The 25886-nt window shown below is 54.2% G+C and carries 25 protein-coding genes and 1 pseudogene; 5 read left to right on the top strand and 21 right to left on the bottom strand.

Annotation, left to right across the window (positions count from 1 at the left end):
• Positions 1–52 precede the first annotated feature (52 nt).
• The 13 genes from ybgE to sdhC form a co-directional block, all read right to left on the bottom strand.
• Positions 53–349, bottom strand: a complete 297-nt coding sequence (gene ybgE / locus GKAS_RS06385; protein WP_035892729.1) for a cyd operon protein YbgE — start codon at positions 347–349, stop codon at positions 53–55.
• The gene (gene cydX / locus GKAS_RS23740) at positions 349–462 is read right to left on the bottom strand and encodes a cytochrome bd-I oxidase subunit CydX (protein ID WP_003858598.1); all 114 of its coding nucleotides are present in this window, start codon (positions 460–462) and stop codon (positions 349–351) included. The genes ybgE and cydX overlap by 1 nt, the downstream gene beginning before the upstream one ends.
• A 14-nt stretch (positions 463–476) precedes the next feature.
• On the bottom strand, positions 477–1616 hold the full coding sequence (cydB, locus tag GKAS_RS06380) for a cytochrome d ubiquinol oxidase subunit II (protein ID WP_035892728.1): 1140 nt from the start codon (positions 1614–1616) through the stop codon (positions 477–479).
• A 15-nt stretch (positions 1617–1631) separates the two neighbouring features.
• On the bottom strand, positions 1632–3194 hold the full coding sequence (gene cydA / locus GKAS_RS06375; RefSeq protein ID WP_035892727.1) for a cytochrome ubiquinol oxidase subunit I: 1563 nt from the start codon (positions 3192–3194) through the stop codon (positions 1632–1634).
• 665 nt (positions 3195–3859) lie between these two features.
• On the bottom strand, positions 3860–3988 hold the full coding sequence (locus tag GKAS_RS25440; protein ID WP_281630966.1) for a hypothetical protein: 129 nt from the start codon (positions 3986–3988) through the stop codon (positions 3860–3862).
• A gap of 57 nt (positions 3989–4045) precedes the next feature.
• Positions 4046–4915: a succinate--CoA ligase subunit alpha gene (sucD, locus tag GKAS_RS06370; protein ID WP_035892726.1), complete on the bottom strand. Its 870-nt coding sequence runs from the start codon at positions 4913–4915 to the stop codon at positions 4046–4048.
• Positions 4915–6081, bottom strand: a complete 1167-nt coding sequence (gene sucC / locus GKAS_RS06365; protein ID WP_003022927.1) for an ADP-forming succinate--CoA ligase subunit beta — start codon at positions 6079–6081, stop codon at positions 4915–4917. Before sucC ends, sucD begins: the two co-directional genes overlap by 1 nt.
• 93 nt (positions 6082–6174) lie before the next feature.
• Complete coding sequence (odhB, locus tag GKAS_RS06360) at positions 6175–7395, bottom strand: 2-oxoglutarate dehydrogenase complex dihydrolipoyllysine-residue succinyltransferase (protein ID WP_035892725.1); 1221 nt, start codon at positions 7393–7395, stop codon at positions 6175–6177.
• Positions 7396–7408: 13 nt separating this feature from the next.
• Positions 7409–10210: a 2-oxoglutarate dehydrogenase E1 component gene (sucA, locus tag GKAS_RS06355; RefSeq protein WP_035892723.1), complete on the bottom strand. Its 2802-nt coding sequence runs from the start codon at positions 10208–10210 to the stop codon at positions 7409–7411.
• Positions 10211–10504: 294 nt separating this feature from the next.
• Positions 10505–11221 carry a succinate dehydrogenase iron-sulfur subunit SdhB gene (gene sdhB / locus GKAS_RS06350; RefSeq protein ID WP_035892722.1) on the bottom strand — a complete coding sequence of 239 codons (717 nt, stop codon included), beginning with the start codon at positions 11219–11221 and terminating at the stop codon, positions 10505–10507.
• Positions 11222–11236: 15 nt separating this feature from the next.
• Entirely contained in the window at positions 11237–13003 is a 1767-nt protein-coding gene (sdhA, locus tag GKAS_RS06345) for a succinate dehydrogenase flavoprotein subunit (protein ID WP_035892721.1), read from the bottom strand.
• Positions 13003–13350 carry a succinate dehydrogenase membrane anchor subunit gene (gene sdhD, locus GKAS_RS06340; RefSeq protein WP_035892719.1) on the bottom strand — a complete coding sequence of 116 codons (348 nt, stop codon included), beginning with the start codon at positions 13348–13350 and terminating at the stop codon, positions 13003–13005. Before sdhD ends, sdhA begins: the two co-directional genes overlap by 1 nt.
• A complete protein-coding gene (gene sdhC / locus GKAS_RS06335; RefSeq protein ID WP_035892718.1) occupies positions 13344–13748 on the bottom strand; it encodes a succinate dehydrogenase cytochrome b556 subunit in 405 nt (134 codons plus the stop codon). Before sdhC ends, sdhD begins: the two co-directional genes overlap by 7 nt.
• Positions 13749–14072: 324 nt before the next feature.
• Between sdhC and GKAS_RS25520 the strand changes: the two genes are divergently transcribed.
• Both GKAS_RS25520 and GKAS_RS06330 read left to right on the top strand, forming a co-directional pair.
• On the top strand, positions 14073–14180 hold the full coding sequence (locus tag GKAS_RS25520) for a hypothetical protein (RefSeq protein WP_420828620.1): 108 nt from the start codon (positions 14073–14075) through the stop codon (positions 14178–14180).
• A 204-nt stretch (positions 14181–14384) separates the two neighbouring features.
• A complete protein-coding gene (locus GKAS_RS06330) occupies positions 14385–15668 on the top strand; it encodes a citrate synthase (RefSeq protein ID WP_035892717.1) in 1284 nt (427 codons plus the stop codon).
• Between the two features lie 101 nt (positions 15669–15769).
• On the opposite strand, the gene nei is transcribed toward GKAS_RS06330, so the two are convergent.
• The 6 genes from nei to GKAS_RS06300 all read right to left on the bottom strand — a co-directional run bounded on the left by nei (position 15770) and on the right by GKAS_RS06300 (position 20183).
• Entirely contained in the window at positions 15770–16561 is a 792-nt protein-coding gene (nei, locus tag GKAS_RS06325; RefSeq protein ID WP_035892716.1) for an endonuclease VIII, read from the bottom strand.
• A 144-nt stretch (positions 16562–16705) separates the two neighbouring features.
• Positions 16706–16861 carry a Hok/Gef family protein gene (locus tag GKAS_RS06320; protein ID WP_035892715.1) on the bottom strand — a complete coding sequence of 52 codons (156 nt, stop codon included), beginning with the start codon at positions 16859–16861 and terminating at the stop codon, positions 16706–16708.
• Positions 16862–17117: 256 nt separating this feature from the next.
• Positions 17118–17852, bottom strand: a complete 735-nt coding sequence (gene pxpA, locus GKAS_RS06315; protein WP_035892740.1) for a 5-oxoprolinase subunit PxpA — start codon at positions 17850–17852, stop codon at positions 17118–17120.
• Positions 17842–18774 (bottom strand): 5-oxoprolinase subunit PxpC, encoded by a 933-nt coding sequence (pxpC, locus tag GKAS_RS06310; RefSeq protein ID WP_035892712.1) that lies wholly within the window; start codon positions 18772–18774, stop codon positions 17842–17844. The genes pxpA and pxpC overlap by 11 nt, the downstream gene beginning before the upstream one ends.
• Positions 18768–19424 carry a 5-oxoprolinase subunit PxpB gene (pxpB, locus tag GKAS_RS06305; RefSeq protein WP_035892711.1) on the bottom strand — a complete coding sequence of 219 codons (657 nt, stop codon included), beginning with the start codon at positions 19422–19424 and terminating at the stop codon, positions 18768–18770. The genes pxpC and pxpB overlap by 7 nt, the downstream gene beginning before the upstream one ends.
• 15 nt (positions 19425–19439) lie before the next feature.
• The gene (locus GKAS_RS06300) at positions 19440–20183 is read right to left on the bottom strand and encodes a type 2 GTP cyclohydrolase I (protein WP_035892710.1); all 744 of its coding nucleotides are present in this window, start codon (positions 20181–20183) and stop codon (positions 19440–19442) included.
• A 281-nt stretch (positions 20184–20464) separates the two neighbouring features.
• Here GKAS_RS06300 and dtpD point away from each other — a divergent pair, with 281 nt between their 5' ends.
• Complete coding sequence (gene dtpD / locus GKAS_RS06295; protein ID WP_035892709.1) at positions 20465–21946, top strand: dipeptide permease DtpD; 1482 nt, start codon at positions 20465–20467, stop codon at positions 21944–21946.
• Positions 21947–22003: 57 nt separating this feature from the next.
• On the opposite strand, the pseudogene phrB reads toward dtpD, so the two are convergent.
• Together phrB and GKAS_RS06285 are read right to left on the bottom strand one after the other, a co-directional pair.
• A pseudogene (gene phrB, locus GKAS_RS06290) lies at positions 22004–23424 on the bottom strand (deoxyribodipyrimidine photo-lyase).
• Positions 23425–23601: 177 nt separating this feature from the next.
• On the bottom strand, positions 23602–23808 hold the full coding sequence (locus tag GKAS_RS06285; RefSeq protein WP_035892708.1) for a YbfA family protein: 207 nt from the start codon (positions 23806–23808) through the stop codon (positions 23602–23604).
• Positions 23809–24113: 305 nt separating this feature from the next.
• Here GKAS_RS06285 and kdpF point away from each other — a divergent pair, with 305 nt between their 5' ends.
• Together kdpF and kdpA are read left to right on the top strand one after the other, a co-directional pair.
• On the top strand, positions 24114–24203 hold the full coding sequence (gene kdpF / locus GKAS_RS24520) for a K(+)-transporting ATPase subunit F (RefSeq protein WP_035892707.1): 90 nt from the start codon (positions 24114–24116) through the stop codon (positions 24201–24203).
• Positions 24204–25883: a potassium-transporting ATPase subunit KdpA gene (gene kdpA, locus GKAS_RS06275; RefSeq protein WP_035892705.1), complete on the top strand. Its 1680-nt coding sequence runs from the start codon at positions 24204–24206 to the stop codon at positions 25881–25883.
• Positions 25884–25886: the final 3 nt, after the last annotated feature.

Genomic DNA, 25886 nt, shown 5'->3' with positions numbered 1-25886 from the left:
AGAGTAAATTTTTATGGGCTTATGCAAGCCCATTATCATCAGGCGATAATTTTCAACGATAGAAGAAGAAAATCAAACCAGCCAGCAGTACCAGATCGGCGATAAGCGGACAAAAAATCCCCTGCCAGTGAACCGTGCGTAGGCGGAACCCTACCCCATGGATCACCCCCGCGCACACTGACCACATCAACAGGAAACCATGCCAGATTTCCAGTTCACTGGTCTTCGCCGCAAAGCGCGTCGGGTCCCAGAAAATGCAGCCTGCCAGCAGCAGGGCCATCACAAGGGAAAGCGCCCGCAAGGGGCGCTTATCCATTATCGCGTACAACATTGCGATAACATTTTTCATCAGTGCTTTTCTTCACCCGCTTTGGTCGCTTCGACGTGCTCTAACGCCAGCGCGGTGATAACGCCGAATGCACAGGCAAGAAGCGTTCCCAAAATCCATGCGAAATACCACATATTCAGCTCCTTACTTAGTACAGAGAGTGGGTGTTACGTTCGATATCTTCTTTCGTAATACGACCGAACATTTTCCAGTAACACCAGGTGGTGTAGGCCAGAATAATCGGTACGAAGACAGCGGCTACGTAGGTCATCAGATTCAGCGTCATCTGGCTGGATGTCGCATCCCACATCGTCAGGCTCGCGCTCATCATTGTGCTGGAAGGCATAATGAACGGGAACATGGCAATACCGGCGGTCAGGATGATGCACGCTAGCGTCAGTGAGGAGAACAGGAACGCCCACGCGCCTTTATCCGCCTTAGTGGTCAGGATGGTCAGCAGTGGCAGCACGACGCCCAGAGCAGGAATCGCCCACAGCGCTGGCATATTGTTAAAGTTCACCATCCATGCACCGGCTTCACGCGCCACTTCTTTGGTCAGTGGGTTAGACGGGCCGGAATGATCCAGAACCGATTTCACCACGTAGCCATCGATGCCGTAGTAAACCCAGACGCCTGCCAGTGCGAAGCACACCAGAGTGACCAGCGCCGTCACCATAGAGACGTTGCGGGTGCGCAGGTGCAGTTCGCCCACGGTACGCATCTGCAGGTAGGTCGCGCCCTGAGTCAGGATCATCGCAACGCTGACAATACCTGCCAGCAGACCAAACGGGTTCAGCAGCTGGAAGAAGTTACCGGTGTAGTACAGGCGCATATATTCATCGACGTGGAACGGTACGCCCTGCAGCAGGTTACCGAACGCAACGCCAATCACCAGCGGCGGCACAAAGCTACCGATGAAGATGCCCCAGTCCCACATGTTGCGCCAGCGGGTGTCTTCAATCTTAGAACGGTAGTCAAAACCGACCGGACGGAAGAACAAGGATGCCAGCACCAGGATCATCGCCACATAGAAGCCGGAGAAGGCAGCGGCATACACCATCGGCCATGCGGCGAACAGTGCGCCACCGGCGGTGATGAGCCACACCTGGTTACCGTCCCAGTGCGGAGCGATGGAGTTAATCATGATTCGACGCTCGGTGTCGTTACGACCGAGGAAACGGGTGAGCATGCCCACCCCCATGTCGAAGCCATCGGCGACGGCAAAACCAATCAGCAGAATGCCAATCAGTAGCCACCAGATAAAACGCAATACTTCATAATCGATCATTTGACGACTCCTGTCTTAGCGTGCCGGCTGAGCGGTAGGCTGCTCATAGTGGTAACGACCGGTTTTCAGGCTGCTAGGTCCACGGCGAGCAAATTTGAACATCAGGTACAGCTCCGCCACGAGGAACAGGGTGTACAGGCCGCAAATCAGCAACATCGAGAAGATCAGGTCGCCCGCGGTCAGGCTGGAGTTAGCCACTGCCGTTGGCAGTACCTCACCAATCGCCCACGGTTGACGGCCGTATTCCGCTACAAACCAGCCGGATTCGATAGCAATCCATGGCAGCGGAATCGCATACAGCGCGGTGCGCAGCAGCCATTTTTTCTCGCCGATTTTGTTACGAATAACCGTCCAGAAGGAGGTAGCGATAATCAGCAGCATCAAGATGCCGCAGCCCACCATGATACGGAACGCGAAGTACAGCGGCGCAACGCGTGGGATAGAATCTTTGGTTGCCATCTGAATTTGCGCTTCGGTCGCATCAGATACGTTTGGCGTATAGCGCTTCAGCAGCAGGCCGTAACCCAGGTCTTTCTTCACGTTGTTAAACTGATCGCGAACGGCCTGGTCAGTAGAGCCGCCACGCAGCTGTTCGAGCAGCGAGTAAGCCTTCATACCGTTACGGATACGTTCTTCGTGCTGAACCATCAGATCTTTCAGACCGGTAACCTGTTTATCAACAGAGCGGGTCGCGATGATGCCCAGCGCGTAAGGAATTTGAATGGCGAAGTGGTTTTCCTGCGCATCCTGGTCAGGAATACCAAACAGAGTAAAGGCGGCCGGTGCCGGCTGCGTTTCCCATTCGGCTTCAATCGCAGCCAGTTTGGTTTTCTGAACGTCACCCATTTCGTAACCGGACTCATCACCCAGAACGATAACGGAGAGGATAGCCGCCATGCCGAAGCTGGCTGCGATCGCAAAGGAACGCTTAGCGAAGGCGAAGTCACGACCGCGCAGCATATAGTAGGAGCTGATGCCGAGGACGAACATCGCGCCGCAGACGTAGCCAGATGCCACGGTATGGACGAATTTCACCTGTGCGACCGGGTTCAGGACCAGCTCAGAGAAGCTGACCATTTCCATACGCATGGTTTCGAAGTTGAAATCCGACGCAATCGGGTTTTGCATCCAGCCGTTCGCGACGAGGATCCACAGTGCTGACAGGTTGGAGCCCAGGGCTACCAGCCAGGTCACCGCCATGTGCTGGACTTTACCCAGACGATCCCAACCGAAGAAGAACAGACCTACAAAGGTAGATTCGAGGAAGAAGGCCATCAGACCTTCGATGGCCAGCGGCGCACCGAAAATATCGCCCACGTAGTGGGAATAGTACGACCAGTTAGTCCCGAACTGGAACTCCATGGTCAGACCGGTAGCCACACCCAGCGCAAAGTTGATACCAAACAACTTGCCCCAGAACTTGGTCATATCTTTATAAATCTGTTTGCCGGAAAGGACGTAGACCGTTTCCATGATTGCCAGCAGGAACGCCATACCGAGCGTTAGCGGAACAAACAGGAAGTGGTACATCGCGGTCAAGGCAAACTGTAAGCGCGACAGTTCGACTATATCTAACATCATGACTCCTTGCTCATCGCATGAAGACTCCGAGAATGAACCCGTAGACCGGGATTCAAACACATGCCCCAATACAAATTGATTTGTCCCCTTCCCTACTGCCGCCCCTTGGTGAACAGCGGAAACAGCAATAAGTGAAAGTTACAAACGTGTTAATAAAAAACTCAATTGATCCCTAAAATATATTACGCTGTAAAACCCTTACAATAAACAGGTTTTTATTGGAGAAGTTTTACGTTTTTCGACGGTGATCAATTTATAGCGAATCACACTGTTTTAGGCCAATTTGATCCACAACAATTTAGCCGTTTTAGTCGCTTATAGCCAGAGATTACATATTGATTTAAATCAACTTAACGTGAGATTGTTAATTATGTTTTTAATTGAATATTATGATGAACAAAATGTTAACAATGTGTTTTCGATTTGACTTTGATGGTTATCAATTGAAGTGAAATTGGACTTAGAGGTAATTGAATTTAACCTCGAGAAACCTGAATAACGTAAAATCGCCCGTATAGTTCAAAGTAGACCGTCCGTCATTTTTTTCCACATCAAACATTGCAGCATGACGCAAATAACATTTCATTTACTTTAAATATTAATAAATTAACATTTACCGATATCTAAACGGATTTCCACTGTTGACGAATAATTTTTCCTCGCTATTGCTTGCGCAAAAAACGAGCAATAAAGACGATGGCAGATAAAATCAACGGCGCAACATTCAGGGCGGGAGAACATGATAAAAAAAAGGCCACCCAGGGGCGGCCAACCATGTCGAAACTAGACATATAAGGCTCCCTCTTTTCCCTGTATGCAGCGGGAATTCGGTGAGGGAGCAGAGAGGATTACTTAATGACGGACTTCAGCGCTTCACCGATGTCAGCCAGGCTGCGAACGGTCTTCACGCCAGCGGCTTCCAGTGCAGCAAATTTCTCATCAGCGGTACCTTTACCACCGGCAATGATGGCACCAGCGTGGCCCATACGCTTGCCTTTCGGCGCGGTAACACCCGCGATGTAGCCAACAACCGGCTTGGTCACGTGATCTTTGATATAAGCGGCTGCTTCTTCTTCTGCGCTACCGCCGATTTCACCGATCATAACAATCGCTTCGGTCTGCGGATCTTCCTGGAACAGCTTCAGGATGTCGATGAAGTTAGAACCTGGGATCGGGTCACCGCCGATGCCCACACAGGTGGACTGGCCGAAACCGTAGTCAGTGGTCTGTTTAACCGCTTCGTAAGTCAGGGTGCCGGAACGGGAGACGATACCCACTTTACCTGGTTTATGAATGTGACCCGGCATGATGCCGATTTTGCATTCGCCTGGGGTGATAACGCCTGGACAGTTCGGGCCAATCATGCGCACACCGGCTTCATCCAGTTTCACCTTCACGGTCAGCATATCCAGCGTAGGGATACCTTCGGTAATGGTGATGATAAGCTTAATGCCTGCATCGATAGCTTCCAGAATGGAGTCTTTGCAGAACGGTGCTGGAACGTAGATAACGGTTGCGGTTGCGCCCGTCGCTTCTACCGCTTCACGCACGGTGTTGAACACCGGCAGGCCCAGATGAGTGGTACCGCCTTTGCCTGGCGTTACGCCGCCAACCATCTGCGTACCGTAAGCAATCGCTTGTTCGGAGTGGAAAGAACCCTGGCTACCGGTGAAGCCCTGGCAGATAACCTTGGTGTTTTTATCGATTAAAATGGACATTATTTCCCCTCCACTGCGGCAACAACCTGCTGTGCTGCGTCCGTCAGACTTTTCGCTGCAATAATATTCAGGCCGCTGTCAGCCAGTTTCTTCGCGCCGAGTTCCGCGTTGTTGCCTTCCAGACGAACAACCACCGGGACGTTAACGCCCACTTCTGCTACCGCGCCGATGATACCGTCAGCGATCAGGTCGCAACGTACGATACCGCCGAAGATGTTAACCAGAACGGCTTTAACATTGTCATCAGAGAGGATGATTTTGAACGCTTCGGTCACGCGCTCTTTGGTTGCGCCGCCGCCAACGTCCAGGAAGTTCGCTGGTTCGCCGCCGTGCAGTTTAACGATGTCCATGGTGCCCATTGCCAGGCCCGCACCGTTAACCATGCAACCGATGTTGCCATCAAGCGCAACGTAGTTCAGTTCCCACTGTGCAGCCTGCGCTTCACGCGGGTCTTCCTGAGACTGGTCACGCATTTCGCGCAGGTCAGCCTGACGGAACAGCGCGTTGCCGTCAGCACCCAGTTTGCCGTCGAGGCAGATAAGGTCACCCTGCTTGGTCACAACCAGCGGGTTGATTTCGATAAGCGCCAGGTCGCGCTCGAGGAAAATGGTCGCCAGACCCATAAAGATCTTAGTGAACTGCTGAACCTGTTTACCTTCCAGACCCAGTTTGAACGCCAGTTCGCGACCCTGGTAAGGCATTGGACCTGCCAGCGGATCCAGCGCTACTTTGTGGATCAGGTGCGGGGTTTCTTCCGCTACTTTTTCAATTTCTACGCCGCCTTCGGTAGAGGCCATGAAGACCACGCGACGGGAGCTACGGTCAACAACCGCGCCCAGATACAGTTCTTTACCGATGTCGGTCGCGGCTTCAACCAGAATCTGGTTAACCGGCTGGCCATGTGCATCCGTCTGGTACGTTACCAGGCGTTTACCCAGCCAATGCTCTGCAAAAGCGCGAATGTCTTCTTTAGAGTTTACGACCTTCACACCGCCCGCTTTACCGCGGCCACCAGCGTGAACCTGACATTTCACTACCCACGGGCCAGCGCCGATTTTTGAAGCGGCTTCTTCTGCTTCACGCGGAGTAGTACAGGCATAACCCACCGGAGCCGGTAAGCCATAGCGGGCAAAGAGTTGTTTTGCCTGATATTCATGTAAGTTCATGTGTTCTATCCATCCTATAAAATGTTGTTGAGTTGTTATCTGGATTTTTTCGTTCAGATAGCCCGAGCGGAACAACGCTCGGGCGACTCTTTACTACACGTCCAGCAGAAGACGGGTTGGATCTTCTAACAGCTCTTTAATTGCCACCAGGAAGCCTACAGACTCGCGCCCATCGATCAGACGGTGGTCATAGGACAGTGCCAGGTACATCATCGGCAGAATTTCCACTTTGCCATCAACCGCCATCGGACGGTCTTTAATGGCGTGCATACCCAGGATCGCGCTCTGAGGCGGGTTGATAATCGGGGTAGACATCAGGGAGCCGAAAACGCCGCCGTTGGTAATGGTAAAGTTACCGCCGGTCAGGTCTTCTACAGTCAGTTTGCCGTCGCGGCCTTTCAGCGCCAGCTCTTTAATGTTCTTCTCAATGTCAGCCATGCCGAGCGCATCAACGTCACGCAGTACTGGAGTCACCAGGCCACGTGGCGTAGAAACCGCCATGCTCACATCGAAGTAATTGTGATAAACCACGTCTTCACCATCGATAGACGCGTTCACTTCTGGGTAGCGTTTCAGCGCTTCGACTACCGCCTTCACGTAGAAGGACATGAAGCCCAGACGGATACCGTGACGTTTTTCAAACGCATCACCGTACTGCTTACGCAGGTCCATGATTGGTTTCATGTTAACTTCGTTGAAGGTCGTCAGCATCGCGGTAGAGTTTTTCGCTTCCAGCAGACGCTCGGCTACGCGCTTACGCAGACGGGTCATCGGAACACGTTTCTCGGAGCGACCTGCCAGCGGAGCAACCGGCGCTGCGGCTGCCGCAGCCGGTGCAGCAGCGGCTTTCGCCGGTGCTTTCGCCAGGTGTTTCTCAACGTCTTCACGGGTCAGACGACCGCCAACACCAGTGCCTTTAATCGCGCTGGCATCCAGATTGTGCTCAGCCAGCAGGCGACGAATCGCCGGGCTCAGCGCATCGTTATTCTGCTCTTCGAGTGAGGCCTGTTGGCGCTGAGCCGGAGTAGACTCTTTGCTTTCAGTTTTAGCGCTGGTTTCTTTACCACCGCTGTTGCCTTCACGCAGGCGACCCAGGATTTGACGGGAGGTGACGGTAGTACCTTCATCTTCCAGAACGGCATCCAGAATGCCATCCGCCGACGCCGGTACTTCCAGTACCACTTTGTCAGTTTCGATTTCTACCAGCACCTCATCACGAACTACCGCATCGCCCGGTTTTTTATGCCAGGTGGCCACGGTCGCATCTGCTACGGATTCAGGCAGGTCAGGGACCAGAATATCTACGCTACTCATTTTGTATCCTTAATTAATCGACGTTCAGCGCGTCATTGACCAGATCTTGTTGCTGCTTCTGGTGAACGGACATATACCCTACCGCCGGTGAGGCGGAGGCTGGGCGACCTGCGTAACGCAGACCAGCACCAAATGGAATCACATCACGGAAATGATGTTGGCTGCAGTACCAAGCACCCTGGTTAAGCGGCTCTTCCTGGCACCAGACAAAATCATGCACGTGAGCATAAGATTTCAATACTTCTTGTACCGCCTGGTGCGGGAACGGATACAGCTGTTCGATACGCACGATAGCGACATCTTTCTGATCGTTCTTGCGACGCTGTTCCAGCAGGTCGTAGTAAACCTTACCAGAGCACAGCACCACGCGTTTCACGCTTTGCGGATCCAGTTCGTCAATCTCACCGATGGCCGGCATAAAGGTGCCGTTTGCCAGCTCGTCCAGCGTAGAGACCGCCAGCGGGTGGCGCAGCAGAGATTTCGGTGACATCACCACCAGCGGACGGCGCATCCCGCGCAGCGCCTGACGACGCAGCATGTGATAAACCTGTGCCGGGGTAGACGGTACGCAAACCTGCATGTTCTGCTGTGCGCAAAGCTGCAAATAGCGCTCCAGACGCGCGGAAGAGTGCTCCGGACCCTGACCTTCATAACCGTGTGGCAGCAGCATAACCAGACCGCACATACGGCCCCATTTCTGCTCGCCGGAGGAGATGAACTGGTCGATAACCACCTGCGCACCGTTGGCGAAGTCGCCGAACTGCGCTTCCCAGATGGTCAGCGTGCGCGGCTCAGCCGTCGCGTAACCGTATTCGAATGCCAGAACCGCTTCTTCAGACAGTACGGAGTCCCACACCTTAAATACGCCCTGCCCGTTATGCACGTGCTGCAGCGGAGTGTAGGTAGAACCGTTAGACTGGTTATGAATTACCGCGTGACGGTGGAAGAAGGTGCCGCGACCAGCGTCTTCGCCGGACAGACGGACTGGAATGCCTTCATCGACCAGCGTGGCGTACGCCAGGTTTTCCGCGCCGCCCCAATCGAACAGCTTCTCGCCCGCCGCCATCGCCTGACGGTCGCCGTAGATTTTCGCTACGCGAGATTGCATTTCGATGGCTTCTGGTACGGTACTGATACGGGTAGCCAACTCCTGCAGGCGCTTCATCTCAACTTTGTTCGGGTAGCTTTCGTCCCACTCATGGTTGAGGTATGGCGACCAGGTAAAGGAGTGCAGGTTCATCGGACGCCACTCTTTCACCACGCATTCGCCCGCGTCCAGCGCGTCGCGATACAGGTTGACCATCTCAGTGGCATCTTCCAGCGTCGCGACTTTGTCCGCTTCCAGCTTGTCAGCATAGATTTTACGCGGGGTCGGATGCTTTTTGATTTTCTGATACATCAGCGGCTGGGTTGCGCTTGGCTCGTCGGCTTCGTTATGGCCGTGACGGCGGTAGCACACCAGGTCGATGAACACATCGCGTTTAAAGGTGTTACGGAAGTCCAGCGCCAGACGGGTGACGAAAGCAACGGCTTCCGGGTCATCCGCATTCACGTGGAAGATTGGTGCCATCACCATCTTACCGATATCGGTGCAATATGGGGTTGAACGCGCATCCAGTGGGTTAGACGTAGTGAAGCCCACCTGGTTGTTGATAACGATGCGAACGGTACCGCCCACTTCGTAACCACGCGCTTTGGACATGTTCAGGGTTTCCTGAACCACGCCCTGACCGGTTACCGCGGCGTCGCCGTGGATGGTAATCGGCAGAACTTTATTGCTGCTTGGCTCGTCCAGACGGTCCAGACGCGCACGCACGGAACCAATAACCACCGGGCTCACGATTTCGAGGTGTGACGGGTTAAACGCCAGCGCCAGGTGAACCAGGCCGCCTTCGGTTTCGATGTCGGAGGAGAAGCCCATGTGGTACTTCACGTCACCGGTGCCGAGGTGTTCTTTATGCTTGCCGGAGAACTCGTCAAACAGCTCCTGGGACTGTTTACCCAGAACGTTGATCAGCACGTTCAGACGACCGCGGTGCGCCATACCCAGCACCACTTCACGCGTACCGCTCTTACCCGCATGGCGGATCATCTCTTTGAGCATCGGTACCAGCGCATCGCCGCCTTCCAGCGAGAAGCGTTTTGCCCCTGGGAATTTCGCGCCCAGGTAGCGTTCCAGACCTTCTGCCGCAGTCAGTTCGCTCAGGAAGCGTTTTTTCTCTTCTGCGCTAAAGGTCGCATGCCCCGCTTCAAAACGCTGTTGGATCCAACGTTTCTCTTCGGTGTTCGTGATATGCATGTATTCCGCGCCGATGTGGCCGCAGTAGGTCTGTTTGAGAGCATCAATCAGATCGCCGAGCTTCATCGTGTCTTTGCCGATGGCGAAAGAACCTACGTTAAAGCTCTCCTGGAAGTCGGCCTCAGTCAGATCGTGGAAAGCGGGATCTAAATCAGCCACTTTATCCTGCTGCCACAGTCCCAGCGGATCGAGGATCGCGTTCTGGTGACCACGGAAGCGATAAGCGTTGATAAGCTGCAGGACTTTAACCTGCTTCGCATTCGTGTCAGGGTCGGAAATCGAAGAAGAGTAACGTGAGGCATCCTTCGCCAGACGACGGAAATAATCACGTGTTTTGGAATGAAATTGATCCGGTTTGACTCCGGTACCAGGTAACTGCTGGAACATTGAACGCCAGTGAGCGTCGACAGAGTCAGGATCGGTTAAGAAGTCTTCATAGAGCTGTTCTATCCAGCTCTGGTTCGCGCCAGAGAGGTAAGAAGAGTCCAGCCAGGCTTTCATTGCGCCGTTCTGCATCGTGATCCCTTAAGCATCTTATGCTTATTTCGCCGTGGATAACTACGACGTACGCCGGTATAGCACACGTCCCAGGGTTCACTTGCGAGCTCTTGTATTTGCACTGGCCCGCGAAGGAACCTTTAGAAACTGTCTTAAGCGCTTTGCGCTCACCCTTTCTCATGAGAGAAAGCAGATTTGACAGTTTTTAAAGGTTTCCTGCATTTTTGTTGCCTGATGGCGCTTCGCTTATCAGGCCTACGGGGGATGTAGGCCGGATAAGACGGTACGTCGCCATCCGGCAACAATGACTACTTACGCACTACGTTGCAGCAGCATCGACTTAATGTGACCGATGGCGCGCGTCGGGTTCAGACCTTTCGGACATACACTGACGCAGTTCATGATGCTATGGCAGCGGAATACGCTGAAAGCGTCACTTAACCCTTCCAGGCGGCTGTCGGTTTCGGTATCACGGCTATCAATTAAGAAGCGATACGCAGCCAGCAGGCCTGCCGGGCCGATAAACTTGTCCGGGTTCCACCAGAATGATGGGCAAGAGGTCGAACAGCATGCACAGAGAATACACTCGTACAGGCCATCGAGTTTCTCACGCTGCTCTGGCATCTGCAGATGCTCACGAGCCGGAGGATTTTGCCCATTATTCAACAAGTAAGGCTTAATCTTCTCATACTGTGCGTAGAATTGCCCCATGTCTACCACCAAATCGCGGATAACCGGCAATCCAGGCAGCGGACGGATAACAATTTTCTTACCCGGCTGATTCAGCGCGGAGATCGGCGTGATGCATGCCAGACCGTTTTTCCCGTTCATGTTCAGACCGTCAGAACCACAAACCCCTTCACGGCAGGAGCGGCGGAACGACAGGCTTGGATCTTTTTCTTTCAGCTGCATCAATGCATCCAGCAGCATCATGTCGCGACCTTCTTCCGCTTCCAGGGTGTAATCCTGCATGCGCGGAGCATCGTCAACGTCCGGGTTATAACGATAAACTGAAAACTCGAGTTTCATATTCCTGTCTCCGCATTAATAAGTACGAATCTTCGGCGGGAATGCCGGACGCAGTTTCGGTTCCATATTGACGCTACGACGCGTCATGGATTCCGACTCTGGCAGATACAGGGAGTGGCACAGCCAGTTTTCATCATCACGATCCGGGAAGTCGAAGCGGCTGTGTGCGCCACGGCTTTCGGTACGGAAGTTTGCAGACACCGCGGTGGCGTAAGCCGTTTCCATCAGGTTATCCAGCTCCAGACACTCAACGCGCTGAGTGTTGAATTCGCTTGAGGTGTCATCAAGACGGGCATTTTTCAGACGCTCGCGAATCGCTTTCAGTTGCTCAAGACCTTTGGCCATCGCATCGCCTTCACGGAATACCGAGAAGTTATGCTGCATACATTCCTGTAGCGCTTTGCGAATTTCGACCGGATCTTCACCGTCACGGTTACCGTTCCAGCGATTCAGACGTTCCAGAGAAGCGTCGATTTCTTCTTCGGTCGCATCACGCAGTACGCCCTGCTCGGCGATAGACTCTTGCAGATGCAGGCCCACAGCGCGGCCAAAGACCACCAGGTCAAGCAGCGAGTTACCGCCCAGACGGTTTGCACCGTGAACGGATACGCAGGCAATTTCACCTACTGCGAACAGGCCAGGAATCACTACATCTTCGCCCTGCTCGTTCACGGTCAGCGCCTGACCGCTTACTTTGGTCGGAATACCGCCCATCATGTAGTGGCAGGTTGGGATAACCGGAATAGGTTCTTTAACCGGGTCAACGTGTGCGAAGGTACGAGACAGCTCCAGAATGCCCGGCAGACGGGATTCCAGCACCTCTTTACCCAGGTGATCCAGCTTCAGCTTGGCGTGTGGACCCCATGGGCCGTCACAGCCACGACCTTCACGGATTTCGATCATGATGGAGCGCGCCACCACGTCACGACCCGCCAGGTCTTTCGCATTCGGCGCATAACGCTCCATGAAGCGCTCACCGTGTTTGTTCAGCAGGTAACCACCTTCACCACGGCAGCCTTCTGTCACCAGAACGCCCGCGCCGGCGATACCGGTTGGGTGGAACTGCCACATTTCCATATCCTGCACCGGAACACCGGCGCGAATAGCCATACCAACGCCGTCACCGGTATTGATGTGGGCGTTAGTGGTGGACTGATAAATACGCCCTGCCCCGCCGGTTGCCAGCACGGTTGCGCGCGCTTTGAAGTAAACCACTTCACCGGTTTCGATGCACAGTGCGGTACAACCCACAACGGCACCATCGGCATTTTTCACCAGGTCCAGCGCATACCACTCGGAGAAAATAGTGGTGTGGTTTTTCAAATTCTGTTGATAAAGCGTGTGCAGCAGTGCGTGACCGGTACGGTCAGCCGCCGCTGCGGTACGTGCCGCCTGCTCGCCGCCGAAGTTTTTCGACTGACCGCCAAACGGACGTTGATAGATGGTCCCATTCTCCAGACGGGAGAACGGCAGCCCCATGTGGTCCAGTTCCAGAATCGCTTCCGGCCCGGTCTTACACATGTATTCAATAGCGTCCTGGTCACCGATGTAGTCCGACCCTTTTACGGTGTCGTACATGTGCCATTCCCAGTTATCTTCATGGGTATTACCGAGCGCAACGGTGATACCACCTTGCGCAGATACGGTATGGGAACGGGTTGGGAACACTTTAGACAGCAGCGCACAAGTCTGGCCGCTTTGGGAAATTTGCAGCGCCGCGCGCATACCTGCGCCACCGGCACCAATCACAACAGCATCAAATTCTCTGACTGGCAGTTTCATCACACACCCCACACCACAACAAATCCATAGATAACGTAAACCAGCAGGGCCACAACAATAACCAGTTGCAGCGTCAGGCGCAGAGCCAGTGGTTTAACGTAGTCGGTCAACACCTGCCACATGCCGATCCAGGCATGAATCAAGATAGAAAACAGAGCCAGCAGGGTGAACACTTTAGTGAACGCAGAGGCAAAGAAACCGCTCCAGATTTCCCAGGTGACTTCACCGTGAATCGCAAAAAAACCCACCATGTAGATGATGTACAGAGTCAGGACAATAGCGGTGGCGCGAACGAGGATGAAGTCATGTACGCCGTTGCGTCCTAATGCTGAGGCGTTGCTTACCATACGAGGACTCCTGCAAGAATTGAAAGCACGACAGTAATAACAAAAGAAATTTTCGCAGAGCGCTGACCGGCTTCGAGGGTTTCTTCGATATAACCGAAATCCATTAACACGTGACGAATACCTACGACAGCGTGATACGCCAGCGCAGTAAGGATGCCCCACATAATGAATTTAACGAAGAAGCTGCTCATAATAGAGGAAGCGGTCAGGAAGCCTTCCGGGGAGGAGAGACTGGTGCCCAGCAGCCATAGCAAAATACCGACCGCCACAAACGTGATCACACCGGATACGCGATGGAGAATGGACGCTATCGCTGTTATTGGGAACCGGATTGTTGTCAAATCCAGATTGACAGGTCTTTGTTTTTTCACATTTCTTATCATGAATAACGCCCACATGCTGTTCTTATTATTTCCTTCCTCCGGTCCGCAGGCGGGTCAAGCAGCGTCCTTTCTATAACTTCGCGTCATGGTTAAATCTGCTCACAGATGCTAAATCGACACGTTAAAACGCTGGGTGGCTCGGGATTGCAGGGTATTCCGGAGACCTGGCGGCAGTATAGGCCGTTCACAAAATCATTACAATTAACCTACATATAGTTTGTCCGGTTTTATGCAGAACAGTGATCATGCTCACGATTAAAACAATTTTTTAAAAATTAATCACGTGATTTGACAAATATTAAACATTATTGTTACAACCATCACCTGTAAAAGCATATAATGCTCAAAAGTTATGGGGTCACTCTTTCACCTGATAATAAGTTATGTAACAGTGTGACGGTATTGACCGAACTTATCAGGACAGTTATTAGTGTTATACAGGTTTGAATCATCGGATTGCTAAGACCCTGATTTGCTGTTGTTTCACTGTAGATTAGACGTGCACCGTCAAGCGCCCTTGCTCTGTACCCTCGCTTCATCTCTACAGCAGAGCCGTGAGCCAAATAACAAACTGGCAACGTCGAAATATGTTTTGAATTGCAAATCCGGCATCCAGCAGTCTTAAGCAAAAAGGCGCTAAGGAGACCGTAAATGGCTGATACGAAGGCAAAAATCACTCTATCAGGTGATACTGCTATTGAACTGGATGTGCTAAAAGGCACGCTCGGTCAGGATGTTCTTGATATCCGTAGTCTGGGTTCGAAAGGCATTTTTACCTTTGACCCTGGTTTTACCTCTACCGCATCTTGCGAGTCTAAGATTACTTTTATTGATGGCGACGAAGGGATTTTGCTGCACCGCGGCTTCCCTATCGATCAGTTAGCCACAGAATCTAACTATCTCGAAGTGTGCTACATCCTGCTGTACGGTGAAAAACCGTCCCAGGCTGAATTTGACGAGTTCACGACTACCGTAACTCGCCACACCATGATCCACGAGCAGATCACCCGTTTATTCCATGCGTTCCGTCGCGACTCTCACCCTATGGCGGTGATGTGCGGGATTACCGGTGCGCTGGCGGCGTTCTATCACGACTCTCTGGATGTGAATAACCCGCGTCATCGCGAAATTGCCGCATTCCGCCTGCTGTCGAAAATGCCAACCATGGCCGCGATGTGCTACAAATATTCCATCGGTCAGCCGTTTGTGTATCCACGCAACGACCTCTCCTACGCCGGTAACTTCCTGCGTATGATGTTCGCGACCCCATGCGAAGATTACGAAGTGAACCCGGTCCTGGAACGCGCGATGGATCGTATTCTGATCCTGCATGCTGACCACGAGCAGAACGCATCCACCTCTACCGTGCGTACCGCCGGTTCTTCTGGTGCTAACCCGTTCGCGTGTATCGCGGCCGGTATCGCTTCTCTGTGGGGGCCAGCACACGGTGGTGCCAACGAAGCAGCACTGAAGATGCTCGAAGAGATCAGCTCCGTTGAGCACATCCCTGAATTCGTGCGTCGTGCGAAAGATAAGAACGACTCTTTCCGCCTGATGGGCTTCGGTCACCGTGTCTACAAGAACTATGACCCGCGTGCCACCGTGATGCGTGAAACCTGCCACGAAGTGCTGAAAGAACTGGGCACTAAAGATGATCTGCTGGAAGTGGCGATGGAGCTTGAGCACATTGCGCTGAACGACCCGTACTTCATCGAGAAGAAACTGTATCCGAACGTCGATTTCTACTCCGGTATCATCCTGAAAGCGATGGGTATTCCATCGTCCATGTTTACCGTTATCTTCGCGATGGCGCGTACCATTGGCTGGATTGCGCACTGGAACGAAATGCACACCGACGGCATGAAGATTGCGCGTCCGCGTCAGCTGTACACTGGCTATACGCAGCGTGACTTCAAATCAGACCTCAAGAAGTAATCGAGAGTTTGAGAGTAAAAAAGCGCCTGCGGGCGCTTTTTTTATGGCTGTGGTGGGCGTTTTTCTCGGGGTCGCTGCGCTCGCCCGGGAGATCTCACCGCTTAATGCTGACACCCCGGACACCAATAAAACGGTCTTGAGGACAGCATCGTCTTCTCAATAATGCCACCGCAGCGCTCGCACGCCTCGCCATCGCGATGAAACACCTTAAAGCTGAACAACGCGCCGTGATGCTTGTTATCATCCACCTGCCCGCGCGTGTTGTAGGAGAGCCGAGGAATGTCGAGCAGCGCATGCGACAGCGCCTCAAGCTGCTGTTCATCCAGCTGCGAAGCTTTATGATTCCCGGTTAATCTCACCTGCCAGAGGATCTCAACCCGAAGATAGTTACCCAGCCCCGCAAGAAACGCCTGATCCAACAACAGGCCAGAGAACTGGCGGTTGCGGAATTTTGCCGACAGCAGCCGCGCTTTTACCGCCTCCGGCGTTAAGGCCATATCAAGCACATCGGGCCCGACACGTAGTAAAAACGGGTGCGTTTTTACCTGCTCTGGCGTCAGCATCTCAATATCAGAAGCGCTGTAGAGCAGAATCGCTTTGTCCGCGGTTTGTAATTTTACCCGCAGCACCCGCGTGGTATCTGGCATCTCCCCGGCATTAACCACTCGCCACACGCCGTAGAGTTGATTGTGGCTGTAGAGCGTCAGGCCACCAGAAAAATGGGTCAGCAGCGCTTTACCGCGGGTTTCAACGTGGGTGACGTGCTGGCCTATCAGATCGGGGGCATAAGAGGATAATTCAGGGTAGGCAAACCAGACTTCAGTCAGCGGTTTATCCTGAATCGCCTTTTCCAGGCTGTCCGCCGCCCGGCGGATCTCTGGACCTTCAGGCATAGTGATGGCTCCCTTTCAAACGTCAAGGCAACAATATTATCAATAATACGTTTGGCTCGCACACGGCGCGTCGAATACAAGAACGGGTGCATGAGGATAGCAACAACACCGAAAAAAGGCGGGGATGACTCCCCGCCGGCGCTCTTACTTAACAGATTCGTAAGCTGTGAAGACAGCGAGCTCCGCGTGGCCGGTTCGGAGCCGTACCTCGCAGAGATCTTCTCTTGTGATCAGCACCACCAGAACGAAAGTGATACAGATAACAATCAGGGCGATAACCATCGCCTTTTCCTGTTTCATAGCCTGCTACTCCTTGACCCGAAGGTCGGTAAGAGGCTAACCTTAATGGGTCTAGCATTAGATTTGGCCTCAGATTAATGTTTAACGTCCTGCAAGACGTTGAAGGTTATCTGGGGCTTTTCTCTATCTGCCTTTCGGCTAATGCCTGAGACAAATAGCCTCAAGCACCCGCCGAGAGTGTACTGCAATACCCGCCCGTTTCAGCCTTGATGAATTCCGAATTACCAGTGGGTTTGTCAGTGCTCGCTTAACAACATCATGCCGTTATCTGAATACCCTGCGCCGTAAATTCACGCCGCAAGCGACGAGCGAACGCCAGCGCATGTGAGCCATCGCCGTGTAAGCAGACCGTTTCCGCCGTTACCCTGGACCACTGACCGTCAACGCTTCTCACTCGCCCGCGCTGCACCATCTCCAGCGTTTGCGCCAGCGCCTGGTCTTCATCGCTAATCAACGCGCCCGGCTGGCCGCGGGGTACCAGAGAACCGTCAGACTGATAGCCGCGGTCGGCAAACACTTCCTGACGCGTGGCGAGTCCGTAGCGCGTTCCGGCGTGAATCAGTTCGCTTCCCGCCAGGCCGACCAGAATAAGCATCGGATTGGCCGCGAACACCGCCTTAGCGATAGCGTCCGCTAAAGCAGGGTCTTTAGCGGCCTGGTTATAGAGCATACCGTGCGGCTTCACGTGACGCAGTACGCCGCCTTCAGCCTGGACTATCGCCGACAGCGCACCGATTTGATACAACGTCTGGGCATAGACCGTTTCCGGCGGTAGCTGCATCGCGGTACGGCCAAAATTTTCCCGGTCGGGGAAGCTTGGGTGCGCCCCCACGGCCACGCCATTTCTCAGCGCGGCACGTACACAGGTCAGCATCGTGCTTGCATCCCCAGCGTGAAAGCCGCAGGCTATATTGGCCGATGACACCAGCGTGAGCAGTTCTGCATCGCTAGCCGCGCCTTCACCGAGGTCGGCGTTAAGATCAATCGTCATCATTCAGTCGCCAGGCCAGTTGTTCCAGATAACGCTGCTGATCGTGTCGCGCTTTTAGCGCCTCTTCCAGCGAACACTGGATAAAGTGTATCGGCTGTCCGAGCGGGATTTGCGCCAGTTGAAACATGTCGGCCTCGATAATGCAGGCAATACGCGGATACCCCCCGGTGGTCTGCGCGTCGTTCATCAACACAATGGGCTGGCCATTATGCGGCACCTGAACCACGCCAAGCACCAGACCATGAGATACCAGCTCGCGAACGTTGTCACGCACCAGCGGCTGCCCTTTCAGACGGTAACCCATGCGGTTACTTTGCGGACTTAACTGCCACGGAGATCGCCAGAAGGTCTCCTGAGAAGTGGCGTCAAACTCCTGATATTCCGGCCCCGGCAGCGCACGAATACGGTTGCTGGCGATAAGCGGCTTGACGCCGCGTGGCTCGCGGAACGTACGCACAGGTTGACCCAATGGCAGCACATCACCATCTTGCAAACACCGACCTTCGAAGCCGCCTACGCCGACGTTAAGATCGGTACTACGTGAGCCCATCACGGCAGGCACATCAATGCCGCCAGACAGCGCCAGATAGCTACGAATACCGTGCTTCGGACGCTTGAGCGTCAGTGTCTGCCCGGCTTTCGTCCAGTGCCGCCAGCCGCTCCACACCGCCTCACCGTCGAGCGTGGCTTCGCAGCCTGCCCCGGTAAGGGCAAACCAACCTTCACGCACAAAGGTGAAGGTTGCCATGCCCAGAGTTATCTCCAGCGCCGCGGCGTTGGCATCATTACCAACCAACAGGTTCGCCGTTACCAGCGCCGGTTTATCCAACGCCCCGCAGCGGCTTACGCCGAACTGCCGTAATCCTTCGCGGCCTGCATCCTGAACCGAGGTATACATGCCTGCACGAGTCACCTTCAGCATACGCCCTCCTTTTGCGGCACAAAGCGCACCGTATCACCGGGGCGTAGTAAAATCGGCTCCTCACGATTAGGCGAGAACAGCGGCAAAGAAGTGCGGCCAATCAGCTGCCAGCCGCCCGGCGTGGACAGTGGATAAATTCCGGTTTGCTGGCCACCGATGCCCAAGGAGCCCGCGGGTACTTTTAACCGCGGCTCGGCGCGACGTGGCATTCTCAGGGGTTCCGGCAGCCCACCGAGATACGGAAAACCCGGCTGGAAGCCGAGGAACCACACGACGTAGTCAACCGATGCGTGCAGCTCCACCACCTGCCGCGGCGTCAGGCCGCTAATGTGGGCCACTTCAGGAAGATCAGGCCCCTGTTCACCGCCGTAAATTACGGGAATATCAATGGCCCGAAATTCAGGCTCCAGGGCTTCGCTCTCTTCCCACCAGCGCTGAAGACGTTCAATCGCATCCAGCGCCAGGCTCTGCGGGTCACGTAGCGTGACCGTGATATTATTCATGCCCGGAATGACGTCCACCACGTCCGGCAACTTTGCCGCCCGCTGAGCCAAACGCCAGACTCGTTTCTGCGCCGCCAGCGTCACCGGCGGCTCCAGCTCCAGTACGACAGCCGTTTCACCTAACAGATAACAACGCGCTCGCTGCACTTTATTCCCTCATCATCAGGCCGGATTGGGGATGTCCACGAAGGTGACATCCAGATCGGTCGTTTCAGTGAGCCACTCGCCGAGGGCGCGAATACCGCCGCGCTCCGTGGCATGGTGGCCCGCTGCATAAAAGTGTAGCCCCTGCTCGCGGGCAGAATGAATAGTCTGTTCTGACACTTCACCGGTAATAAACGCATCGACGCCAAAACGAGCTGCGCTGTCGATAAAGCCCTGACCGCCACCGGTACACCAGGCAATACGAGAGACCTTATCTGGCCCGGTATCCCCACTCCATAGCGGTTTACGCCCCAGACGGGCTTCAATCCACGACGCCAGCTCCAGACCAGATACCGGCATCGACAGCTCACCCCAAGGCACCAGCGGTTCGATTTCCCCCATCACGTTGATACCAAGAAGCTGTGCCAACTGCGCGTTATTGCCCAGCTCAGGATGCGCGTCCAGCGGCAAATGCCAGCCATAGAGATTAATATCGTTTTCCAGCAGGGCTTTCAGACGGTTACGTTTCATACCGCGAATCACCGGCGACTCACCTTTCCAGAAATAGCCATGATGCACGATCACCGCATCCGCCTGCTGACGCACGGCCTCATCAATCAGCGCCTGGCTGGCGGTCACGCCGGTGACAATTTTCTGCACCGTTTCACGTCCTTCAACCTGCAGGCCGTTAGGGGCGTAATCGCTGAAGGCGGCACCGTTGAGTTTTTCATTAATCAATTGTTCTAGTTCGGTATTTTTCATCGTCGCTCTCTTCAAAAGTGATGCTTTACTACAGGATAAAATAGCGTCCCCAGCGCATTGCGTCGATACACAATTCGTTAACCTCTTTCCGGACCCGCTTAATTACGCGCAATAAGTGCTTAAACAACACAATTTGTCTGTTTTTGTGTGACCAAAATCATGTATATTTATGCAACCATACCGCATATTACAAAGATAATACGATTATCCTCGTATTATTACATAAATGAAACAAAGCCTTGCGTAGCGTGATGTTGCCGGGTTTCGAGGTCTAATTGGTAATGAATAAATCACATTCGCAGCCTAAGGCAATTTACTACGTTGTCGCGCTGCAAATTTGGGAATACTTTAGTTTCTACGGCATGCGCGCACTGCTGATCCTGTATCTCACCAATCAACTGAAATACAACGATACCCACGCTTACGAGCTGTTCAGCGCCTACTGTTCACTGGTTTACGTCACGCCAATTCTTGGCGGCTATCTGGCCGATAAAGTGCTCGGCAACCGGATGGCGGTGATGCTGGGTGCCCTGCTCATGGTCATAGGCCATATGGTGCTTGGGGCCAGTGAAGTGGCGCCGATGTTCCTTTATCTGTCGCTGGCGATTATCGTCTGCGGCTACGGGCTGTTTAAATCCAACATCAGCTGCCTGCTGGGTGAACTGTACGAACCTACCGATCCACGTCGTGACGGCGGTTTCTCGCTGCTTTATGCGGCGGGTAACGTCGGTTCTATCGTCGCGCCTATCGCCTGTGGTTTCGCACAGGAGCAGTATAGCTGGGCCATGGGCTTCACCCTGGCGGCAGTGGGTATGCTGGCGGGTCTGGTTATCTTCATCAGCGGCCGTCGTCACTTTGCCCACACTGCCGGTGTGAACAAAGAAGTGCTGTGCGCGAAGAAGTTCCTGCTGCCCAACTGGGGTTGGCTGCTGGTGCTGCTGGTGGTTGCGCCGCTGTTTATTACCGTGCTGTTCTGGAAAGAGTGGTCGGTCTATGCGCTGATCGTGGCGTCAATCATCGGTCTGGTGGTGCTGGCAAAAATTTATCGTCGTGCCGAAACCGCCGAACAACGTAAAGACCTGCGCCTGATTGTCGTACTGACCTTCTTTAGCCTGCTGTTCTGGGCGTTTGCTCAGCAGGGCGGCAGCTCCATCAGCCTCTATATCGACCGTTTCGTTAACCGTAATGTGCTGGGCTATGAAGTGCCAACCGCGATGTTCCAGTCGGTTAACGCCTTTGCCGTGATGCTGTGCGGTATCGTACTGGCCTGGCTGATCAAAGAAAAAGTGACCACCAACCGCGATCTGCGTCTGTGGGGCAAATACGCATTAGGCCTTGGCCTGATGAGTGCAGGCTTCTGCATTCTGACCCTGAGCGCACGTTTGTCCGCAAGCTACGGCCACTCCTCCATGCCGCTGATGCTGTTGGGGCTGTCGGTGATGGGCTTTGCCGAACTGTTTATTGACCCGGTGGCGATGTCGCAAATCACCCGCATCCAGATCCCGGGCGTCACCGGCGTGCTGACCGGCATCTATATGTTGCTTTCCGGTGCGGTGGCAAACTACGTGGCAGGGATTATCGCCGACCAGACCTCTCAGGGTTCATTCGACGCTGCGGGCGCGGTGGATTACTCCATCAACGCCTACATTGACGTGTTCGATCAGATAACCTGGGGCGCTCTGGCCTGTGTCGCCGTCGTGCTGGTTATCTGGCTGTACCATTCGGTGAAAGTTCGCTCCCGCCGCCTGGCCGCCGAAGCGTAACCACAACCTGTATCCCGGAAGAGGCGCGCTAGCGCCGACTCCGGGAATTCTCCAGTATCACATCCCGTGTTTTTTTGCCGCTTCGTAAGCAGCAAGCGTTGCTACCCTCGCCTCAGCGTGATCGACAATGGGTCGCGGATAGTTAATCTCAACCTTCTGCTTTTCCGCCCACACCCACGGCTGGTGAATCGCCTTCTCCGGAACCTCGGCTAATTCCGGTAGCCACTGACGAATAAATGCGCCGCTTTTATCAAAACGCTCCCCCTGAGTGGTGGGATTGAAAATTCGAAAATAAGGCGCTGCATCCGTTCCCGTCGAGGCCGCCCACTGCCAGCCGCCGTTGTTAGCCGCCAGGCAGCCGTCCACCAGCTGTGACATAAAATACTGCTCGCCCTGTCGCCAGTCGATCAGCAAATCTTTGACCAGGAAGCTGGCAACAATCATCCGCAACCGATTATGCATCCAGCCGGTTGCATTAAGCTGTCGCATCGCCGCATCCACAATCGGGTAACCGGTACGCCCTTCCTGCCAGGCGATAAGTGCTTCTGACGGTTCTTGCCAGCGCACGCGATCGGTCCAGTCGATAAACGGGCGATGTTTGCAAAGTCGAGGAAAGTAGGTCATCAGATGGCGGTAAAACTCGCGCCAGATAAGTTCGTTCAGCCAGACGCTACCCGCGCCGCCGTTCAGCGCTTCGGGTTGTTCCGCCAGCAGACGGTACAGGCACTGGCGAGGTGAAAGCACGCCAACCGCGAGGCAGGCCGACAGGCGGCTGGTGCCTTCAATCGACGGGAAATCGCGCTGAGCCTCGTATTCACCCGCGCCGTCCTGACAAAAACGGCGAAGCTGGCCGATAGCTGCCTTTTCATCCGCAGGGAAAGCGCCGGGTCAAAGGGCTGCTGGGGATACTGAAAATGAATGGTTGCCGCGTCGGTTACCGCCGAAGTATTCCGTGACCCAGGAGCACGCACGCATTCCGGCATGTGCTCTTTTAAGCGCCGCAGCCAGGCATTTTTATACGGCGTAAAAACTTTATACATTTCGTGATTGCCGGTCATCACCGCGCCGGGAGGTAGGATCACGCTGTCATCAAAGCCCTGACAAACCGTGTCCGTCAGCACCCGCTCTACGGCGGCGTCACGCTGGCGCTCGTTGAATTCATACTGGTAGTTATAAAAAAGCTGCGTCACCTCGTGCTGCTGACAAACCGTTTTTACGATTTCGACGCTGGCGGCAAAGTCGGCCACCTCATGAAAAATTAGCGGGATATTTTTCTCTGCCAGCGCCTGACGCAGCGCATTCACCTGCGCGGCGATATAGGCCGCCTGGCGCGGAGCCATATGGTGCGCTTTCCACTGTTCAGGAGTCGCAATAAACAGCGCCAGCACCTGCGCATCGGGATCGCGGCAGGCGGCAGCAAGGGCAAAATTGTCGTGCAGTCGGAGATCGGCGCGAAACCAGACCAAATGGGTAGACATAAATATCCTGAATGTATTTATCTAATACATTCATATTACACAATTATTCAATAACGTGCGGCTCGACAGCCTGATGGCGCTGCGCTTATCAGGCCTACAAAAACAAAAAAGCCGCCCTGGTAAGGACGGCTTTGTAGCCCGGCCAAGCGAAGCGTCGCCGGGAATAGCACGACACTATCAATAGAAGTCGCAGGCGGCCTCTTCAGCCTGCGCCATCCAGACCGGCTTATCGCTGGTTTTCGACCAGACGCGGTGCAGATAGCTGTAGAAGCGGGCGCGATCTTTCCAGAACAGCATCACCGGTAATGCGACAATCCCCGCCACCACGGCGAAAGTACGACGCAACAACACAATGTGTGCAGGATATTTTCTATACAGGTCCATATTCTCTCCCCTAAGTTGGCCGGCAACGCACGCCGGAAAATGAAGCTCAGTAATCTGACTAAAAGAGTACCGTTATTTGTGTAATTTTACTACTCATCCGACCACTAATTTTTGTGCATTTAGTGTTTATTTACATTCATGCCGTAATTGAGTTACATGATTGTTAAATTAATACTAATCATTAGTTAAATTGTGGATTACGCCATTTTTATACTTTTTTTACACCCCGCCATTCTATTTTTGCGAAATTTTTGCACCCAAAAACCTACGCTTAGCGCAATAACTCAACCAACCGGAGGTGGATTGTGACTACAGGCGTAATAGCCGGCACGGTGCTGGTGTTCCTGTTACTGGCGTATCTGGTTTATGCCCTTTTCAAGGCGGAGGCGCTGTAAATGGCTGCTCAAGGATTTTTACTCGTTGCCAGCTTCCTGCTGGTGCTGTTTGTGCTCGCCCGTCCGCTGGGCAAAGTGCTGGCAGGGATGATCAACAACACGCCGCTGCCGGGGCTTGCCCGCTGTGAAAGCGGGCTCTGGCGCGTCATGGGCATTTCCGGCCAGGAGATGAGCTGGGGGCGTTATACCATTGCCATTCTGCTGCTGAATCTGGTCGGGCTGCTGGTGCTGTTCGCCATGCTGATGCTGCAGGGCGTGCTGCCACTGAACCCGCAAAACCTTCCGGGGCTGTCATGGCATCTGGCGCTTAATACCGCCGTTAGCTTTGTCAGCAACACCAACTGGCAGTCCTATAGCGGTGAAACCACCCTGAGCTATTTCAGCCAGATGGCGGGTTTGACGGTAGAGAACTTCCTCTCTGCCGCCACCGGGATCGCCGTGCTGTTTGCGCTGGTGCGTGCATTTGCCCGCCACAGCGTGAACACGCTGGGTAACGCGTGGGTCGATATCACCCGCATCACGCTGTGGCTGCTGCTGCCGATTTCCCTGCTGCTGGCGCTGTTCTTCATCCAGCAAGGGGCATTGCAGAACTTCCTGCCCTACCAGCCGTTTACCAGCATTGAGGGCGCGCATCAGTTGCTGCCAATGGGGCCGGTCGCCTCTCAGGAAGCCATTAAGATGCTTGGTACCAACGGCGGCGGCTTCTTTAACGCCAACTCTTCGCATCCGTTTGAAAACCCAACGGCACTCACCAACTTTGTGCAGATGCTGGCTATTTTCCTGATTCCTGCCGCGCTGTGCTTTGCCTTTGGCGAAGCGGTGGGCGATAACCGCCAGGGCCGCGCCATTCTCTGGGCTATGACGCTTATCTTTATCATCTGCGTGGCAGTGGTGATGTGGGCTGAAACCCGCGGTAACCCGCACCTGTTGGCCTTCGGTGCCGACAGCAGCATCAATATGGAAGGTAAAGAGAGCCGATTTGGCATTCTTGCCAGCAGCCTGTACGCCGTGGTGACTACCGCCGCCTCCTGCGGTGCGGTCAACGCCATGCACGACTCCTTTACCGCACTCGGCGGCATGATCCCGCTGTGGCTGATGCAGATTGGTGAAGTGGTATTCGGCGGCGTCGGTTCTGGTCTCTACGGCATGCTGCTGTTCGTGATGCTGGCAGTGTTTATTGCCGGTCTGATGATTGGCCGCACTCCGGAATATCTCGGTAAAAAAATCGACGTGCCGGAGATGAAGATGACCGCGCTGGCGATTCTGGTCACCCCGACGCTGGTACTGCTTGGCACTGCGCTCGCGATGATGACAGACGCGGGCCGCAGCGCGATGGCTAACCCCGGTTCACACGGCTTTAGCGAAGTGCTGTACGCCGTATCGTCAGCCGCCAACAACAACGGTAGCGCCTTTGCCGGTCTTAGCGCCAACTCACCGTTCTGGAACTGCCTGCTGGCGTTCTGCATGTTCGTCGGTCGCTTCGGCGTCATCGTACCGGTGATGGCAATTGCCGGTTCGCTGGTCAGCAAAAAAATCCAGCCTGCTACCCCTGGTACGCTTGCCACCCATGACGCGCTGTTTATCGGCCTGCTGATGGGGACCGTACTGCTGGTCGGTGCCCTGACCTTTATTCCCGCCCTGGCGATTGGCCCTGTTGCGGAACATCTTTCCCTGTTTTGAGTG

The sequence above is a fragment of the Kluyvera ascorbata ATCC 33433 genome, from assembly GCF_000735365.1.
GTDB lineage: Bacteria > Pseudomonadota > Gammaproteobacteria > Enterobacterales > Enterobacteriaceae > Kluyvera > Kluyvera ascorbata.
Note: the sequence above shows the minus strand (reverse complement) of the source record. Positions and strands in the feature narration are given on the sequence as shown.